Source organism: Paenibacillus pseudetheri, assembly GCF_924513355.1.
Taxonomy (GTDB): domain Bacteria; phylum Bacillota; class Bacilli; order Paenibacillales; family Paenibacillaceae; genus Paenibacillus_AQ; species Paenibacillus_AQ pseudetheri.
In genome coordinates this window covers 161,987-181,660 of the sequence record NZ_CAKMAB010000001.1, presented here as the reverse complement: position 1 = coordinate 181,660, position 19,674 = coordinate 161,987, and the positions used below count along the sequence as shown (strand labels likewise).

Below are 19,674 nucleotides of genomic sequence, written 5' to 3'. Positions count from 1 at the left end.
TTCATTCATCCTTTCTGTTTTAATAAGTGTCGCTATCCTTACAATGCTTCTCTGCCATGTCCTCAATAATCGCACTATCAAACAACTCACATCGAAAAGGTAATGTTGTGTCCTGAAGCAATTCGCATTCTGCACATCTTTCTGCCAATTCAACAGGGAGTTTATTCACGCTGATGCGGAATGGGAAATTGGTTTTGATAAATTCCCTATACATCTCATGACTCTCGCGCTCATTGGCTTTGATAGTCTTAATCATTCCTGCCGGCACACCGAGATAAGAACAGACATCCTCCAGTGACCATTGTTCTTCTGGTATGGTTTGTCCGTCTTGGTGTTGGATCAGTACTACTTCAACAAGGTAAGACTCTCGTTCTCTGCTCACACCGACTTCCTCCATCGCCCTCACCCTTTCAAAGTTTGATTTCCCATGTACCTTAGTTCGCTCTCACCTCTGAGCTTTTGGGGTTTAGATTATGGGCTGTTTTTCGAATGTGCCTCATTAAATGCCCTAATAAACTCCTTATCGGATTCAGTTCTGTTAGAGAATTCCGTTGGTTCTCCATTCAAAAAAATCATTGTTCCTTTAAACGGCTCCAGCTTTCCCAATGCGATGTGAGGACCGAACTTCTTCATTAACTGCCATATAGGAAACGATGAATAACCTTCTTCGTCCGTCTTATGAACAAATGGCTCTACCGTGTCTTTACCTGTTCGCTCTTGGTAATGCCTTTCTAATTCCTCATGCTGCTCCCGTAGGATGTTCATCCCTTTTTCAGTAAGCTTTACTTTGACCGTCTGATTGAAGTTCATTCGAAAATCCATAATGACCACCCTTTCTGGACATAGAAAAAGCCACCCAGGTTATGGATGGCTTTATGTACTGACTATGAAATTGTTATCATAGAAAAAGAACCGGTTAGGGCGCTTGATACTATAAGTCCAACCGAACTCCTTGTGCTCCAGCAAACTTTTTCAACCCTTCTTTTATCTTCTCGTTTTGTTGTCCTACATTATAGTAGTCCATAACTCCTACAACACCTCCACAAGAAGCGCACTGTACGAACATTAATTTGTACTGCGAACCAGTAGGGCTATTTTCCACCATTTCAAACCTTGTTCCACCACAGCCTAAACATTTTGATTGTGCCATTAATAATCATCTCCCTCACACCATCAATTCGATGCTTGGAAGATAAATCCTGCATTAATTATTTGGCAACCATGTGTACTAAGGTTTTCCACAAGAAGCCTACTAGATCATCGCCTTCAGCGGATTCAATGAGTCCTTCGTGTATGAGCAACCAACCTTCACCCCACGCTCTTAATTCAAGCGATCCGTAATAGGTGATCATGTCAATAATCGCTGCAGTTGAAATGAGCGGTAGACAATTCTTATAATAATCAATTACTTTTCCACCGTCATAAATCGCGTTAAAATTATCTCCTTCTCTGTCTTCTGCTTCGATTATCCATTCCTTGTCCGGCTGGTCTTTGATGAAAAAGTATTCTCCAGCTGAATAATCGTAGAACTCAAATAACTTATCAAGTATTGCCGAATCTGTTGCTAGCACTTCAGATATAGAAACTCTATCGCGTGGTAGTCTCAAGTAAACTCCTCCTAATCGTAATAAGACTCTATTCGACAGGAAGGGATCGTTACCTCTATTCCCAGACGGCGCGCTTGCTTAATTGCGCGCTACTCCAGCATTTGCCCAGAACACTGCTTCTTCTACTTTGGTCAGAGCTGACGCTTTCTCGCGGCTGTTCGGTACTTTCTCATCAATCAATTACGCCAACTCTTTCGCCTTATTACGAATCTCCTCATAGATTTCAGGCTGTCCTTCCTTCGGAGCGCGGTACTTAAAATTGTTCTCTATTTGCGGATTCTTTTGATTTGACACGGTAAACATCCTCTCTCTATTTTCTAATCAAAGCGGAGAAGAGGATTCGAACCTCCACTATCGACCGTTACCAGCCGAGGTGCTACCGTTACACCAACCCCACATAGATACCCCTGACAGACCGCACGAAGTCCTCTCGTACAGCCTGTACTCACAGGGCGATGTTTTACCTTCCTAGTATAAGAGACACGCTGAACGCGCCCCTCAGAAGGTCTTGATTTGTGAAGCATAGGAAGCAAAAAGAACAGCTATCCCGCAAATGATACCCTTGCGACTCTCTGTAGGCTTTACGCTCTTGGCTACCTACCGCCGTCAAACAGGTACTGGTTTGTGTCGGGTGCTGCTCTTTCTTGATTTCCTATGCTACTAATATAACACGTAAAATAGGAAATGGTTCACAAGGTATTCGCATTTTTTGGATAATAATTTCACATTTTATTTTCAAATTTTTATTGCGATATTCAGTACAAGGCGCCTCAGTTTTTAATAGGCTGGTTAAGTACATTTCTCAAATCATCTCCAATCCATTTCGCTTTAGTTGCAATTGTTATAATCTCGGCTGCATTCATCGATGAAAAATAAACCTCTCCATCAAGAGGACTGCCACCAGTTGTTACATAGCTTTTATAAATGGCAACTTCATACCCGTATTGTAGGAACACCCGAAAATCTGACATCACTATGGTTTTATCCTTAAACGGTGTAGTTTCCCACTTTTGAACAGAAATAATATCGTAGGAATGCTTTTGTTGTATCTGGTTGATCCGATCTTGTAATACCTGAGGGCAATCAGTTAATAGTATCTCTTCTCTCATTTTCCTTGTTCCTCCTTTAGATCATTTGGTTCATGTACTTCACAAATGCCTTATCTTCCTCCGTATGCTTGTTTGCTATCTTAAATATACTGTTAATAGTAGACTCTTATTCATGGTTATTTATGAAATACCCGTTTCGATGGGTTCTTTTGAAAAATACTGCGCTCGCAGCTTCTTCTTCTGGATGACCCGTTTTCTGCGCCGCCAGTATGAGAAGGTGGAGATTGTCTTTCTCGCCCACCACACAGAGGCTAAAGAGGTCAGCGAGCATGATTTCTTCACTCGCGGGGAGAGTGGGGGAACCATCTGTTCCTCAGCTTATCAAAAAGCGATTGAGATTATCGACAGCCGATACCCGCCAGCGCAGTACAATATTTATCCGTTTCACTTCTCCGATGGGGATAACCTCACCTCCGACAACGAACGTTGTGTGAAGCTAATCGGAGAACTGCTGAAACGGAGCAATATGTTTGGCTACGGCGAAGTAAATCAGTACAACCGCAGCAGCACGCTGATGTCAGCTTATCGTCATCTGAAGCACGAACAATTCATGCATTATGTCATTAAAGACAAAAAAGAAGTGTACCAGGCGCTAAAGACCTTCTTCAGTCAAAAGGGTGCTGTTAATTCATAAACATCCTTCAGTGAGGTACAATAGAAACGCCCTAATCAAGCCTGCTGAAAAAGATCAAAGACAAGTAGCGCTCCTTTAAGTCATTAAGTTAGAAAAAAACGAGCAAAACTCCAATACACAGGAGCGTTGCTCGTTTTTTTGTTTTTACTATTGAGATTTGATTCTTATACTTGAAAAGAAACCATAGATTGCTTAAGATCTGCTGCTAAGCCCTCTAGCTTTTGGGATAAGGCAACAAGCTCCTCACTAACAGTAAATTGCTGTGAAGACATAGAAGCTACCTCCTGCGTCGAAGCCGTCGTCTGCTGCACAATGGAACTGACACTCGCCATGGATTCACCTAATTGACGCTGAAACTCTATCAGTTCATGAATAGAAGCAGAGGATTCACTAAGGTGCCCCATGAAGTGTTCCATTTCCTCTTTGACACTCGCAAAGATCGTTGACGACTCACGCACGGAAGAAATCTGTTCACGGAACTTTGGAGCGGTCTCATTGATATCTTTAACCGTGTTCTCAATGTGTAGACCAATTTCTTCCGTAATCTTGGAAACCGATTGGATCGACTCATTCGATTGGTTAGCAAGCTGTCTGATTTCATCAGCAATCACTATAAAACCTCTGCCTGCTGCACCAGCTCTTACCGCCTCTATAGTGGCATTTAGCGCCAAAATATTGGTCTGCTTATTTACAGCAATCATAGGACTAAGAATACTACGAATTAAATGAGTACTCTCTCTTAGCTTATTGGAGTTCTCTTGTATTCGATTGAACATCTCCACCGTAGATTCACTCTGCTCTACTAGCAGCTTCATCAGCTCTGTCCCCTGATCACTAACCTCAATCACTCGCTCCGCCGAAGCGTCCATTACTGTATTTAGTTCAGTCACTCCATTCATCTTGCTGCCTATGATCTCGACATTGGAATGGCTTTTTTCTGCTTCGACAGCAAGGCTGGCTGCTCCAAGTGCAATCTCACCTGTAGCAGATGCCACCTCTCTGGCATGAAGTGAGGTTGTACCTGATGCTTTGACTAATTGTTCCGAAGTACCGAGCACTTCATCCGCTGACATCTCACTCTGGCTTGCAAGCAGAGAAATTTGCTCCATCATTTTGTTGAAGCTATGCCCAAGTCGGCCAATCTCATCCTTACCCTTAAAATTCGTTCGTACACGAAGATTTCCTTGCTCGCCATCTTCCATTAAGGTCGCCAGCTTACCCAGAGGACGCCCAACCAAACGAACCAGAATATACCCAATTAACAGGGCTATCACGGCAGCTGCAAGCACCACAGAGAACGTAATATAAAGGAGCTTGTCCGCCGACTTCGTAAAATCACTGACCGGTGCATATCCCATGAGTGTCCACTTTGCAGTCTTTAAAGGCTGATACACGACAAGCTGCGGACTTCCGTTCTCATCGGCTGCTGTAAATGAATGTTTCTTCTCTACATCTTGCTCATCTGATACTTTTATGTAAGAGGGTTGACCCAATTTAGCATTATTCGCACCATAAACTATGTTACCTTCTGTGCTTAAAATTCTAATCTCACCCGTAATTCCAATCTGAAGATTAGACAACATTTCGGTCATGGCCTTCCCTTTAACTTCAATCAGCATGTAATACTCTGCTTCAGGATGTACAAGATTGCGAAGCAATCTCCCCATAGTTAAAGAAGGCTCAGTATAAGCATCAAAGAAGCCCTTCTCACGAACCGGAAACCACACTGGCTCTCCTTTAGCATCCGCAATTTGTTTCAGTCTTTCAGTAATACCTTCATCACTACGAAGGCCACTAATGCCAGTAGATTTATACGATTCCGTTTCTTCCAAGCTCTTAGATACCAGTCTGACGCCATACATCCGCTCATCTGATCCTTTAACTAAGTCTAGCTTTCTACGAATCCGATCTTCTGCGGAAACTTTGGCTACCGTTGTAAGTTCTCCACTATTTATTTTTTCCAAATCACCTTTTAATGCGGAGTCGAGGGCAAATTGTCTCGAAAGTGCTTCATATTCATTTAGTACAAAATCCAGCTTGTCCGCCGCTTGAACTACAGACTGTGAGGAGGCCGAGGCAACCTCGTCTGTAATGATATCTTTGGCAGCATAATATGAAGTCAATCCTAGTACAGAGGATAAAAGCACTATGGAGCTAAATAGAATAACGAACAATTTTATTCCAACGGATCTAAATTGTATAGTCCATAGCTTTTTCATTATGTTCACTCCCTATGATGGAATAAGGGTACAGCCTTCCATTTCTGTACAAAGGCTGTACCCTGTTCATTCTTTAGTATGAAGTAAATTCGTTTACCCTTTACTAGCTCCTGCGGTTAATCCATCTACAAGCAGACGTTGCAAGAATACAAACAAAATCATAATCGGAATAGAGATCAGAACAGCACCGGCAGAGAACAAGGTAAAGTTCGTGTTTTGGTTCGTATTAACCATATCCCACATTCCAACTGCGACGGTCCAGTTTTCCTTCGTCCGTAAAATAAGTCTGGCAAAAATGAAATCCACCCAAGGACCGACAAACTGAGTCAGTGCCATGTAAGTGATCATAGGGCGTGACAAGGGAAGAATCACTCGCATAAATATCCCGAAATTGCTCGCCCCGTCTATTCTAGCTGCCTCATCCAAAGAACGAGGAATCGTGTCGAGGAAGCCTTTGGCGATAAAGGTTCCCCCAAGTGGCGCTCCAGCTGCATAAACGATAATCAAGGCAATATGTGTATCTAGCAAATTAAACTCTTTAAGGAGCATATAAATGGCAATCATACTCATAAAACCAGGGAACATCCCAAGGATCAGAACCGTAGATAACGCTGTTTTACGCGCTTTAAAACGGAATCTGGATACAGCGTAACTGGTTAACAAGGTAAGAACTACACCGATAAGCATGGAGAATATGGCTATCTTCAATGTATTCGCATACCAAGTTCCAAACATATAGCTCGGTGATGTGAACAATTCTCTGTAGTGATCGAAGGTAAATTGCTCAGGGATAAACGTTTTACTGTACAGGGACTTACCAGGCCGGAAGGAAGCAAACAGAATCCAAAGGGCCGGATAGAGGGCCGCTAACGACAAAGCAATCAAGATGATGTAACTACCACTTAAGCGAATAAAGTTCGCGATCTTTCTGCTCATTGGATCATATCCTCCTCTTTGAATGATTTTGTCCGGCGGTAATTGTACAGGGAGAATGAAGCAACAATGATAAAGATAATAATCCCTATTGCCGAAGCCATGTTGTTTTTATTCTGATCAAGTGTTAATTTGTATAGCCAGGTTACTAGCAAGTCCGTGGAACCGGCATATTGATAATCACCATTTACAGGACTACCACCTGTTAATAGGAAGATCGCATTAAAGTTGTTAATGTTACCTGCGAATTGCGTAATTAAAGTAGGCGCTGTGGAGAACAATACCATCGGTAACGTAACAATACGGAACTTCTGATAACCTGATGCTCCATCCACCTCAGCGGCTTCATACATATCCCGAGGGATTGTAGTCAGTACGCCCATAATAAGTAACATCGAGACTGGAATACCAACCCACATGTTAACAATAATTACGGTAACCTTAGCCCAGAATGGATCAGTCAGCCATGGTAATCCGCCCATTCCAAAATACCCAAGGTATTGGTTGATCGGACCGAATTGACCGTTAAATAAATTGCGCATGAGCAGCAAAGAGATTAACTGTGGTACTGCGTAAGGCACAATCAGAATAACTCTCCACATTCCTTTGAAACGAATACCTTTTTGGCTCACCAATAAGGCTACCAATAGTCCTCCGAAATATGTAGTAATCGTTGAAAGAACTGCCCATATAATCGTCCATGTTAATACACCATAAAAGGTGTGGCTCCATGTTTTGAGAACTAATAAATTTCGGAAGGTCTGAAATCCAACCCAGTCAACCAATTTAGCGGGTGGAAGATGATCAGGTGCGGAATAGTTCGTAAACGCTAGCAGGATCATGAAGATGATTGGCATGATCGTAAAGAATAGAACACCAATACCCGGCAAGACCAAGAACGTCTGAGCGAACTTATAATCCAGTATATAGCGAACACTTTGTTTAAAGGTGTTTGCCTGAAGACCGTTATCGCGTTTCTCTCCAGTCTTATAAGCATCTTTAATGTTCAAATACCAAGCGAGGATTATGATGATAAGCATTAGAATGGTGATCAAGCTTTGAATCAAAATATAGATCGAGTGATCCCCAGCTACCATCTTAGCGATGCCTTTTACTTTTACCAAACGGCTAGGGTTTTCTCCTAGTGTGACAAACCCCCATAAAGCAGTAGCAAGATTCTGAATAAAATAATAAACAGCGGCGGCTTCTACAACTAAAAACATGATTCCTTTGATGAATTGGCGGTTATATATTTGTCCCAATCCCATGAAAATCGTCGACAGTACTGCGGCCCTCGTGCGATGTCGCTGCATTTCGCTTCCGTTCTCCTCTCCGAGTGAAAATAAGAAGCTGCCCACCGCTAATCATGCGACGGGCAGCTTGATTCACTGTATGCTGTTAAGACTGTAAATTATGATCCTTATTGAGCTGCACCGTTATTCAAATCTTTGATTTGTTGTACGGCTTTGTCCATTGCAGCTTTTGGATCTGCATTCTTATCCCAAATTTCTGGAAGTGCTGCGTTTACAGGGCTCCATACGTTGCCCATTTCAGGAATGGAAGGCATAGGCTGGGAGCTCTTAGCTTGTGCTGCAAAAGCGGATACGAATGGATCATTTACAATTTGCGGATCAAGAAGCGCTTCGTTGTTTGTAGGAACAGAACCGATCGTTTTGTTCAGTAGCAATTGAGCATCTTTACTTGAAGCAAAATGAGCGTACAATTTAGCAGCATTCGGATATTGAGTAAACGAGTTAACTGCGAAAATTTTGATACCAGAGAATGTGATAGCTGTTTTGCCATTTACTGTAGGGATCGGTGCGATACCAAGGTTATCTCCAAGAGCTGCTTTGTATCCTCCAAGCTCCCAAGGACCTGTGATATCCATCGCTACATCACCTGAGTTGAACAAGCTGCGTTTGATATCACTATTGATATCACCGCTCTTAATTGGCAATGCTTCTTTCATTTTCGCGAATTCTTTAAGTCCTGCAACAGCTCCGTCATTAGCAAGTCCGATATCATTTTTATCTGTACCGTCCTTACCAAACAGATATCCACCATCGGAAGCGATAAACATGTAGTTGAAGTACAGGTTTCCTACTTCCCACATAATTCCGTATCTGTTCTTGGATTTATCTGTGAATGTTTTGCTGAATGCAAGAACATCGTCGAAAGACTTAGGTGCTTCTTTAACGAGTGATTTATTGTAGAACAATGCATAAGTTTCTGCTGCTCTTGGGTAGCCATACAATTCACCTTCGTACGAAGATCCGATAATCGAAGCTTCAGTATTGCTAGCTTTTGTTTCTTCACCGAAGACGTCATTAGGAAGAACCAAGCTCGCACTTGCCGCTTTACCTAAGTTGTCGTGAGGGATAAGAACAACGTCTGCTGCTAATCCTGAAGGACCATCTTGCGTAAGTTTAGTTACTTGATCTGGTGGTGCCAACTCTTCAATCTTGACTGGAACGTTATATTTCGCTGTGAACTGCTTAGCAATCTCATCTGCGAATGGTCTTTCTTCCTTACTTTCCCATACAACTAGAGTCGCTCCATCTTCAGGTACAATCTCTTCTGTTGCTGCTGCATTTGTGGTCTCTGGCGCAGCAGTCTCTGTAGTGTTGTTAGCAGCATTAGTAGCTTTTGCTGCATTGTTCCCCCCGGCATTCCCATTGTTGTTCGAACCACAAGCTGTAACGGACAGTGCCATAGAGACAGCAGCGGTGATAACCATCACTTTTTTCAACTTCATTACTTTAACCCCTCCCAATTTTAAAAAAGCATAAGATGATAAAATAGTAGAGCCAGAAATTTGCGCAAACGATTTCAGAAAAGCTAAAAAAAAAGTTATTCTTTTAGCTCGCTCCTTCTAGAGCTGCATTTCGCAGTGCAAGAAAGCGCTTCATTCATGAATACATCATACAACAGTATCGTTTGTTTTTAAAAACGTTTGCACATACCATATTTGACCATTTTTCATTAATTGATAAACACTATAGGCGTTTATCTCCGTTTTTCACATGATATCTTTTAATTAATCGATTATTCATGTGTTTAAAAATGGAATTGCTATTTTATTTGCCCCTGATATGCCACAAATTCACTTTTCCAATAGATTTACAATTATCGGGCAGTAGAAACGCTCATATACTCAAGTGAAAATTTGTGCAATGGTTTGAACAAGAGTATTGAAAGCCCTTTTATTCCATGCTATAATCCAAATCGTTAAGAGGCTACCCAACATGAATCATTGCATCTATTGTCTGCCTCCTGTTCTATATAACTAAAAGGCAATGTTACTTATGAAAGGTACAACCTCGGACAAGCTACTTCGCGGCGGTTGTGCCTCTTTGTTATGTGCAAGTTTGCCTCATCATTTGCGCATGTTGCATAAAAAACTGTGCAACCAATAACAATAGCGACATTCTAAACCCCACGTGCTGTGATCAATTGTTCGGAAAAGTATCGCTCACAAAACTTAAGCGTATGCTTTCGATGTAGTTTTGCCGAAGCTGATCAGGGATGTATCGCTTACAAAACTTTAGGAGGACTTATTCATGTTACTGGAAGCTGTGTACCATCGCCCGCGGTTAAATTGGTCTTATGCCTATAATGAGAGTACGATTCACTTGCGTCTCCGCGCTAAAAAAGGGGATTTAACAGAAGTATTTGCTTTTGCAGGGGATAAGTACACTTGGGATACCACAAAAGAACTCATTCCCATGACCCTCTTCACCTCTGACGCTATGTTTGATTATTGGGAATGTGCCTCAGTTCCCATTTATCGCCGATTGAAATACGGATTCTTACTGCAAAAGGATAACGAGAAAGTTTGGATGACCGAAAATGATTTTCAAACGAACCGGCCAGAAAATCCAAACAAGCTTTTCGAGTTCCCATTTATTAACCCCGTTGATGTGTTCACTCCACCCGCTTGGGTAAAGGACGCTGTTTTCTATCAGATCTTCCCTGAACGCTTTGCAAATGGCGACCCTAGTCTTGATCCAAAAGATGTTCAGCCATGGGGAGCAGAGCCAACACCAACCAACTTTTTTGGCGGCGACCTGCAAGGGGTTATCGATCATCTGGATCACCTTAACGAGCTTGGCATCAATGCTATTTATTTCACACCACTCTTCACTGCAACTACTAATCATAAATACGATACAGAAGATTACATGAAAGTTGATCCGCATTTCGGGGATATTGCAACGTTAAAAAAACTCGTCGATCTCTGCCATAAACGTGGAATTCGTGTTCTGTTAGACGCTGTATTCAATCACTCCGGTGGAACCTTCGCTCCATTTTTAGATGTTCAGGAAAATGGAGAAGACTCCATTTACAAAGACTGGTTCCATATTCGTGAGTTTCCGCTTCAGGTTGTCAAAGGCATTCCTACTTATGATACTTTTGCCTTTGAACCACATATGCCAAAGCTTAATACCGAGAATCCTGAAGTTAAAGAGTACTTACTAAAGGTCGCTGAATTCTGGATTACAGAAGTTGGAATCGATGGTTGGCGCCTTGACGTCGCCAATGAAGTAGATCATGATTTCTGGCGTGAATTCCGCAAGGTGGTAAAACGCGCTAATCCTGAGGCCTACATCCTTGGAGAAATCTGGCATGAATCTGCTCCGTGGTTGGAGGGTGATAAATTCGATGCTGTCATGAACTATCCGTTCACTGATGCCGTTTTAGACTTTTTTGTTCATGGTAACCTTGATGCAGAGGGGTTTGCTAACTCTATTGGTAGACAGTTATCGCGCTACCCACTGCAAGCAAGTGAAGTTGCCTTCAATCTGTTAGATAGTCATGACACTCCTCGCTTGCTTACGCTGGCTGCGGGGGACAAAAATAAAATGCGGTTAGCTGCACTATTCCAGTTCACCTTTATGGGTACTCCTTGTATCTATTATGGCGACGAGTTCGGAATGGACGGTGAGGGTGACCCAGGTTGTCGTAAATGCATGGAATGGAACCCTGAGAAGCAGGATCTTGATCTGTTCGAATTCTACCGTCAGCTCATTCAAATACGCAATGAGCAACCTGCACTTCGTACGGGAACATTTACTTTCTTGGAGGCAGGTCGACAAGGCAGTAAGATAGCCTATGAGCGCCGATTAGATCTTGAGACTATAGTTGTACTGATCAACAGCGAAGAGACCGCTCAGACGTTCCGTATTGACGTAGACGAGCGTAATTGGGAGAACTTGTTCACGGCCGATACAGTGCGTGCTGAGCGTGGCAAGCTGAACGTGAAGATGCCTGCTTATGGTTTCGCTATACTTAAAGCAATCAACTAGATTTAAATGCCTTTGGCCGTATAAAACATAACAAAACAGGGTACCTCACTAGCTATGATAGCTGTGGGATACCCTGTTTTATATTTGAGATGAGATTGCTAAATGACTTACACATTACTAGCTAACTACTAATACTTCGGTGCACTAACAATCAGCACACCGAAGTCCAGTTTACTTGCTCAGTAGTGTATAAATAATCTGTGCGCTTTCGGCGCGGGTCATCCACCCTTTTGGAGCAAATTGATTGTTCTCTCTGCCTTGCAGAAGCCCTAGACCTGCTGCTGTCTTCACGTAGCTATCTGCCCACTTGCTAATGCTAGATGCATCTGCAAATGACGTGACACCCACTGCTGGCTCGATCTTCTTATCAGACTTCACTTCAAGCGCACGGATCACCATGATAGCCATTTCCTCACGGGTAATGGAAGCATTCGGCGCAAAAGTATCATTGCTTCGACCACTAACAATGCCCAGCTTAGAAGCTGTTGCTACGTATGATGAATACCATGCATCTGACTTAATATCCGAAAATTTAATTTGCCCATCCGCATTTAAACCAAGTGCACGAACTAGTAATGCGGTAAATTCCGCACGACTAACATTGCTTTTCGGATTAAACTCGGTTGTGGTAACCCCTGAAACAATTTGTTTTGCAGCTAGAGACTGAATGGCATGGAATGCCCAATAAGTAGTTGGAACATCCTCAAACGACTTCACAATCTCTAGTACGGCATATTTACTAAAGTGCGTGACCTGTGTAGATATCACGTCTCCATTCAGCTGTCCACCTACGTACTCAAGCTCGCCATTATCGCCTAAATAGTAGATCCCCTGTAGATCTTTATTCGATTGAGCATTAATCTTAAACGATATCGTAATCGGCTCATCGAACTTCTTAACTACAATTAGGGTACCATCTTTCTTTAGAATGCTAAGTCTCAGTTCAAACACATCGGATAGCGAAGTTACGGTTGCCCCTTCTTTGTTTAAACCATCTACTAATGCTTTCGTAGCAGACTGGATCAATGGTTTCAGCTCCAATAAGATCTGAGAACCTTCCGCGGCTGGAGCTAAACTTGGAATTGCACTTAACAGTTTGTTAGGGATAGTAACGAACAGATCACCCACTTTAAATACTAGATCATTCGATCCTAACGTTTTTGCAGCTTGCAACGGCAACAACACTGCTGTCTTACCTGCAGCAATATCGATTTTCACCTTTCCATCTTTACCATTCTTCAAGCTATCCTCACTGACAATTTGGGCATTGGAAGGAGTTGTTGGGCTACCTACCACGCTTTCAGAAGTTGGTGAACTTGTCACTTCAGGCGTCGGCGTTGCTTCAGGTGTCACCGTTGGTGTTGGTGTTACTTCTGGTGTCACTGTTGGTGTCGGTGTTGCTTCTGGTGTCTTTGTTGGTGTTGGTGTTGGTGTTGGTGTTGGTGTTGGCGTTGGTGTCGGTGTTGGTGTCGGTTTTACATCCGATACTTCTGCTAAAATAACCGTTCCACCATCATCTCTACCTGGTAGATCAATGATTACTTTTTGATCTTCGGATACCGTGTATGTCTTACCGCTGTACTCATCCTTTACAGATAAATTGGCAGCAAACGGCACCGGAATCGTTGCAGATACCTCACTTGTCTTAGTGTTAATAACCGTCACGACGTTCTCATTATCGTAAGACTTGTTGAAGGCTAAATAACCTAAATCGTCTGAACCTGCTACCTTCGTCCGCGTACCCTTCGAATACACTTTGGAGTATTTTGCACGGATATTCAACAGCTTCTGATAATGATCATGAAGTGGCTTCTCTGCAGTCAACTGATCCCATGGCATATCTTTACGGTTCTCACTGAACTCACCTTTAGACATGTCTCCGGCATTTTTTCCCGATTTCCCCAGTTCTTCTCCGTAGTAAATGACTGGCTGTCCCTTGGCTGTGATTTGCAGAGCGGCAGCGATTTTCAGCTTGCCTTTGTCTCCATCCACATAATTGGACAAGAAACCATCTTCATCATGACTGCTCAGGAATTGAGCCATCATCTTCGTGTTATCAATCTTTAACTCTCGTTCCTGCAAATAGGAATTAACACTGTTAACTTTACCATCAGTAAAATCTTTCGCTGCATCATTAAACCCGAAATCAAGCAGACCGTCCATTTGACTTGTTCCTAGCATTCCACCATTGCTATCAATGGTTCCGCCGAAATATTCACCGGTCATTTTGAAGTTTGGATCAATTACAGTCAGTGCATTTTTAAATGCTTTCCAAGTTGTATCTTCTACATGTTTGACTGTATCCACACGGAAATAGTCAATCGTATCTCCACGTTCCGTCCGTGCGTTATCTAACCACCCTGTTTGCCAAGCGATAATTTTTTCACGAACGGCTGGATCTTCCGTTTTGAAATCCGGCAACCCTGCAAGCTCGCCTTTAATTGGATCTGTATCCGCGGATACACCATCCGTACGAAGCATTCCTTCAAAACGTGCTTTATCCTCAGTTGTAATCGTCGGTTCGTTATCCGTAGCCTTAAGACCGTAACCCGTATGATTGAGTACAACGTCGACCATGATCTTGATACCCTTGTCATGTGCCTTCTCGATCAATTCCTTGAAGGTCTCCATATCACCAAGATGCTCGTCGAGCTTTGTAAAGTCCTTGGCCCAATAGCCATGATATCCGTATTGTTTGAAGCCATCACCTTTATTAAAATCAATATTATCTACAATTGGCGTAATCCAAAGCGTGTTAATACCAAGTTCTTGCAAATAATCGAGATTGTCGATCATTCCTCGGAAATCACCACCGTGGTATGCTTCCAGTTGATCTTTATCTACATTCTCATTATTCGTTGGATCTCCATCTTTGAAGCGGTCTGTAAGCGCGAAGTATATACGAGCCTCATCCCAATCAAAATCCAGCTTATCACCTGTGTAGGTTCTCGCTTTTACCTCGAGTTTAGCATTTTCCTTATGTGCATTCCCGTACTGGTCCACGAGCGTAATCGGAATATTCTTGATCCCCGCTGACACCGTGTCCTTCACAGCAACTGTCTGTTTCATCAGCTCCGTATCCAGCTTAACTTTGCTTGGTCCTCCAAGATTGGTTAAATCCATGTATCCGTCTGAATATGTTACCTCTTCTGAAGTCACTGCATTGATGGTTACAACCGCATTCTGATTAGATGTAACGGTTTCCGGATTGACGGATGTCGTAATCTTAACGTCAGGAATATGATATACAACAACAGATTCATCATTTACCGTATTCTTAGGATCCGTAAATTCAGTAGTGACACCGTCCTTCGTGATCAAGAAAGTATACTTATACGTACCTTCTACTAAATCAGTCAACGTGTAAGTGAACCACTCGTTAGCGGAATCATAAGTCATTGGATACGAAGTGCCATTCACTTTTACTTTAGCAGCCGTGATCGCTTCCATATTTCCATTACGGAACAAGGCATCATCGCGATATCTAAAAGTAATCGTTCCATCCTTAAGGATAGGACCGCTAATACTTGGTTTGATATCAAACGCCTTCACCCCGCTAGTTACGTTCACTTTAGTGAATAATTCACCAGGCGTCAGCGGAATGATACGGTCATCCCCATAGGGATCCTTAATCGACCAATCGGTACCTTTACGAAGGACGAACCCTACACTTGTCGCATTCTCAGCAACCTCAATCAGAACACTCGCTGAACCATTCTTAAAGGTTGTAAAATCAATCTGGTCATTTTTAACTCCTGTATTCCAGACCCAGATATTCCAATCCTTATAATCCTTGTCGCTACGGGTATAAGTAAATTGGACATATCTCTTATCAGTAACCTTTACGGTAACAGTTGTAGAAATACCGCCATAAGTAATGGTAATTGTAGCCGTTCCATTACCAATTGCCTTCACTTGACCTTTATTGGTTACTGTAGCCACTTGGGGTTTATTAGAAGTGTAAGCAGCTAATTGCGTAACATTACTTCTGCTGTTATCATCGTACTTTGCAAAAACAGCAGTTTGATGCGTATTTCCTGCTGCCAGCGTGTAGCTTGCACTATCTGTTTCCAGGGAGGTAAGCTTTACTGGCGCAGCATCCTTTTGAATAATCACTGCAGTCAAAGGATCAATCCTAATTGAATTTGCTGTTAAATCAAAACCTGACTGTCGGTCAACTGGAATCGCAGTGACACCAGCTTCATCACTGTCAACAAGCACCTGACCACTCGTCAAATCCTCTGATAAGGTCAGAGTTCTTTCTGTGCTGTCGGCATTCATAAAGACATAATATATGCCCGTGCCATCTGTTGCTTTGTTGGAATAGCTAATAACAAGATCATCCTTCTTCATTTCTGGAGCAGGAATTAGGTTAACATTGGAATCAACCAGATTCTTGTCGCCCAATCGAAATGCATCGGTAGACTTTCTTAATTCCATCAGACCTGACGTATATTTTCTTGTCGTGTTCTGTACTGGGAACTTTAACTCATCCGTTGCTTTAGTCCAATCAAACATGTTGACTGCATCCGAAGAATCATACGAATCATGAATGAAATAACCAAAGGATTGGTTGTTGACGTCAAACAATTCTGTGAATTTTTCCTGAGGAACCGTAGTTCCCTTCCACTGCTTGGTACGCCCATATTCCTGACCCGCATGAATGAAGGCAGTACCTTGGGAGGTTAGAATAAGCATGTTTCCAAGTCTAATCCGTTTCTGAATTTCAAGTTCATTCTCTGCAATTTTAGGATCTTTCTTGATCGTTTGTGCAATAACATCATGCAGCGTCAGGTTGTCATGCGCTTCGATGTACGGAACGATATCACCTGGATCATCGGCAGGCGTATTTGATGGCTCCGCTTTAATATTGTTAAAGATTGTCGCTATTGGACGCGCTCCGCCTGTAATAAATCTAGGTTGACCTTCGGAACCATAACCAGATTTCAATTCATTACGGAATTCGTCAGAGAAAACACCTACGCTATCCGTTTTATCCATCCAGTCCTGATCTGCCCCCTTTCCAGCGAGGGAAGGATCAGCTGCAGCACCACCGAATGTTCTCCAGCCTTCACCGATAAAAAGTGCCTTCGGATTAATTTCTGCCGCGGCATCATAAGCATTCTGAACAGCCTGTGCTGTCGCATCGCCCATCATATCCCAGCGCATTCCATCAATCTTGTACTCTTCAAACCAGTATTTCACGGAATCAACCATCAGCTTCTCAGCCATTTTATGGTTGGTAGCCAGATTGTTTCCGAAACCTCCGATAAAGTTGCCGTTTGCATCTTGGAATGCGTAATAATTAGGTACGATGTCATTTAAGAATTCTTTTTTAGCCATATGTGTGTACACTACATCCAGAATGACACCCATTCCAGCTTCATGTACGGCGTCAATCAAACCTTTTAGTTCTTTAATCCGCTCCTCAGGATCAGCAGGTTTCTGCGAATAAGCACCGTCTGGAGAGAAGTAGTTGTGAGGATCATATCCCCAGTTGTATTCATTGTTTTTTGCGGAATAATCTGTTTCTCTAGTCCCCATCTTCGTTTCGTCCCCATAATACCAAGCCATTACAGGAAGCAATTGAATATGAGTTACACCGAGAGATTTAATATAATCGAGCTTCTTTTCAAAGGCGCTATAAGAGCCCCATCTTTCGCCACTCAGACTATCATTGATCGATACATCGGATGTAAAGTCTCTAACGTGGACTTCATAAATGATTGCATCCTCGCGTTTTTCGTAGCCTTTAATATCTGCATAGCCAAAGGTATCCGGGTTCGTCTGGCTTAAATCAACGATAGCCGCTTTACCGACTGTATCCCCGCCAGCACCAGCAGCACCTGTGGTATCCACTGTAAATACCGCCATTGATTTAGCATAAGGATCAAGGACCTTATTGGTTACACCGTCATTTGTCACTTCATATTGATAAAAGAATCCTCTTACATCGTTCGTGGTAGTACCAGTCAAATCAGTCGGCTTTAAGTCCACCGACCAGACTCCTTGCGCACCGCTCGTTAAGTCCACACTACCCACGAACACGTTGGAGTCATTCTTATCGTACACATTGACGATAACCGAGCTAGCTTTAGGTGCCCACAATTTTAACGTAGCTGTTTTGTCAGTGTTATACGTAGCCCCTAGATCGTCTCCTGTATAATTGTACATTTCATCAAGCATTCTCCAACCACTAACAGCTGAGACCGTTTTTCCTGAATAAGTAACGCTAAGCGGAACTTTATTGAAATCAAAGTCTTTTGTATCGACTTCAATTGAAGTTTTGCTAGTAATGGTTACAGCAGACACAGGAATAGAAGCACCGTCTTTATCTTTAACGGTAATCTCATTCTTTAATACTGCTGCATCCAAGCCGTCAGTTAACGTGAAGCCAAGAAGGATTTTGCTCGTCGACAACACTTCAGCGGATACTAAACCGATAGGTGTTTCACCAAACGGTGAAACATATACATTGTTGTCCCCTTCTTTAACCCACAGCTGATTATAACGATCTAACAAGCTGAAGGTTTTATTGTCCCCGTCTTTATCTCCGTTCGAAGGCTTCATTACAATAAAGCCAATTTTCTTGGCACCCCCTATAAGTGGAACATCGACATAAGCACCGGAATTGTCCTTTTGATCCGCTTTGAAAGGAGTCGCAGAAGTCGGCCAAGAACCAAGTGTATCCGAAGGTGTGGACACGTCATCCCACAGCCATAATCCATACTGATCATGATTAGTATCAGATCTCATATAGTGGATTCGAACGGTATTTACCGGAAGCTTAACCGGTTCATAAGGCGTAACTACATCAGAGCCTTCTGTGATCCATACTTCATTAGTTTGTGGAGTACTAATCGAGAAATTCTTGTTTCCTCCGTCTTTCTCCCCGTTTGCACGCTTAAGCGCGATGAATGAGATCTTCTGAGCTCCATCCTTAATCGGCACATCAACATATGCTCCATAGGAATCCATTTGTCCATCAGGAAAAGGGGTCGCACCCATGGCCCAATCAACAGAAGGGCTTACAACATCACCCCATAGCCACAATCCCTTATCAGAGTAATCACTAGCTTTGTAGTGAACACGAATATGCCCTGCTGGAACAGGTGTAACCTCTACAGGTCCCGAAGGAATTTTATATTCTGCAGTTACACTATGATCTCCAGTGTTGTACTTGAAGGTTACCGGAAGATCTAGCGGTAGGTTCAACGTTAGATCGCTTTCTGGATAAGAAATATCCTCTGCTTCTGTGGCTCCTGGAACAGAAACCTTATATGTGTAATCTCCCTGCGGCACAGTAACAACTGTACTGTACACACCATCAAAATCAGGATCTGATAACGTGGACAATGCCTCTGCTGGAAGGTTTCCTGTCAGTCTTGGCAGCTTATCCGCAGCAATTGGCGTATAGTACGTAGAATCAGCTATTTTATGAGTGATGTCATTATAATAAAAGGTTACAGTCGTTTCTTCTTCTAACTTTATGTGGATATTCTCTCCATCATTTTTCCCTTGAGGGTTTGTATACTTTGCGAATCCATAGTTCTCATCCCAGCTATCGTTCAGAGCAACCTTGTAATTATATTCTTTCGCTGGCAGTGTCCCAGTAAAAGAATAAAGACCATCGCCTGAGTAAGTCATTTGGGTGACTACTGATGTCTCATCCCAATCCTTGCCGGGATTTTCCGCCCCAGTAGAAATAAACTGTGATTGCAAATCACCGACCAAAACCACCTTTGTCGTTTCTGCAGAAACCTTAACTGGGTGTAAGCCGAGACTGGAGAACACAAGAGCTACGATCATGAAGATCGCGAACGTCCTCTTACCCCATAAAGTTATTTTCATTCTGTAAAACCTCCC

General features: G+C 42.7%; 13 protein-coding genes and 1 tRNA gene. 2 read left to right on the top strand and 12 right to left on the bottom strand.

Annotated elements, in window-relative coordinates:
* Positions 1 to 19: 19 nt before the first annotated feature.
* From L1028_RS00710 to L1028_RS00685, 7 genes are all read right to left on the bottom strand, one after another.
* The gene (locus tag L1028_RS00710; RefSeq protein WP_234529979.1) at positions 20 to 382 is read right to left on the bottom strand and encodes a hypothetical protein; all 363 of its coding nucleotides are present in this window, start codon (positions 380 to 382) and stop codon (positions 20 to 22) included.
* Positions 383 to 471: 89 nt separating this feature from the next.
* Positions 472 to 822, bottom strand: a complete 351-nt coding sequence (locus L1028_RS00705) for a hypothetical protein (RefSeq protein ID WP_234529977.1) — start codon at positions 820 to 822, stop codon at positions 472 to 474.
* Between the two features lie 109 nt (positions 823 to 931).
* Entirely contained in the window at positions 932 to 1,150 is a 219-nt protein-coding gene (locus L1028_RS00700) for a hypothetical protein (protein WP_234529976.1), read from the bottom strand.
* Between the two features lie 58 nt (positions 1,151 to 1,208).
* Positions 1,209 to 1,607: a hypothetical protein gene (locus L1028_RS00695; RefSeq protein ID WP_234529974.1), complete on the bottom strand. Its 399-nt coding sequence runs from the start codon at positions 1,605 to 1,607 to the stop codon at positions 1,209 to 1,211.
* Between the two features lie 78 nt (positions 1,608 to 1,685).
* Entirely contained in the window at positions 1,686 to 1,787 is a 102-nt protein-coding gene (locus L1028_RS31580) for an Acb2/Tad1 domain-containing protein (protein WP_423802993.1), read from the bottom strand.
* A 145-nt stretch (positions 1,788 to 1,932) separates the two neighbouring features.
* Positions 1,933 to 2,004, bottom strand: a tRNA-Thr gene (locus tag L1028_RS00690).
* A gap of 373 nt (positions 2,005 to 2,377) precedes the next feature.
* Positions 2,378 to 2,716, bottom strand: coding sequence for a hypothetical protein (locus tag L1028_RS00685; protein ID WP_234529972.1), 339 nt, complete (start codon positions 2,714 to 2,716; stop codon positions 2,378 to 2,380).
* Between the two features lie 64 nt (positions 2,717 to 2,780).
* Between L1028_RS00685 and L1028_RS00680 the strand changes: the two genes are divergently transcribed.
* Entirely contained in the window at positions 2,781 to 3,350 is a 570-nt protein-coding gene (locus tag L1028_RS00680; protein ID WP_279306819.1) for a DUF444 family protein, read from the top strand.
* 164 nt (positions 3,351 to 3,514) lie between these two features.
* Here L1028_RS00680 and L1028_RS00675 read toward each other — a convergent pair whose 3' ends face one another.
* The 4 genes from L1028_RS00675 to L1028_RS00660 all read right to left on the bottom strand — a co-directional run bounded on the left by L1028_RS00675 (position 3,515) and on the right by L1028_RS00660 (position 9,257).
* The gene (locus tag L1028_RS00675) at positions 3,515 to 5,569 is read right to left on the bottom strand and encodes a methyl-accepting chemotaxis protein (protein WP_234529968.1); all 2,055 of its coding nucleotides are present in this window, start codon (positions 5,567 to 5,569) and stop codon (positions 3,515 to 3,517) included.
* 93 nt (positions 5,570 to 5,662) lie between these two features.
* Positions 5,663 to 6,505: a sugar ABC transporter permease gene (locus L1028_RS00670; RefSeq protein WP_234529966.1), complete on the bottom strand. Its 843-nt coding sequence runs from the start codon at positions 6,503 to 6,505 to the stop codon at positions 5,663 to 5,665.
* Complete coding sequence (locus tag L1028_RS00665) at positions 6,502 to 7,815, bottom strand: sugar ABC transporter permease (RefSeq protein ID WP_042125830.1); 1,314 nt, start codon at positions 7,813 to 7,815, stop codon at positions 6,502 to 6,504. Before L1028_RS00665 ends, L1028_RS00670 begins: the two co-directional genes overlap by 4 nt.
* A gap of 107 nt (positions 7,816 to 7,922) precedes the next feature.
* Complete coding sequence (locus L1028_RS00660; protein WP_234529963.1) at positions 7,923 to 9,257, bottom strand: sugar ABC transporter substrate-binding protein; 1,335 nt, start codon at positions 9,255 to 9,257, stop codon at positions 7,923 to 7,925.
* Between the two features lie 805 nt (positions 9,258 to 10,062).
* Here L1028_RS00660 and L1028_RS00655 point away from each other — a divergent pair.
* On the top strand, positions 10,063 to 11,808 hold the full coding sequence (locus tag L1028_RS00655) for an alpha-glycosidase (RefSeq protein WP_234529960.1): 1,746 nt from the start codon (positions 10,063 to 10,065) through the stop codon (positions 11,806 to 11,808).
* Between the two features lie 171 nt (positions 11,809 to 11,979).
* Here L1028_RS00655 and L1028_RS00650 read toward each other — a convergent pair whose 3' ends face one another.
* A complete protein-coding gene (locus L1028_RS00650) occupies positions 11,980 to 19,659 on the bottom strand; it encodes a pullulanase (protein ID WP_234529958.1) in 7,680 nt (2,559 codons plus the stop codon).
* Positions 19,660 to 19,674: the final 15 nt, after the last annotated feature.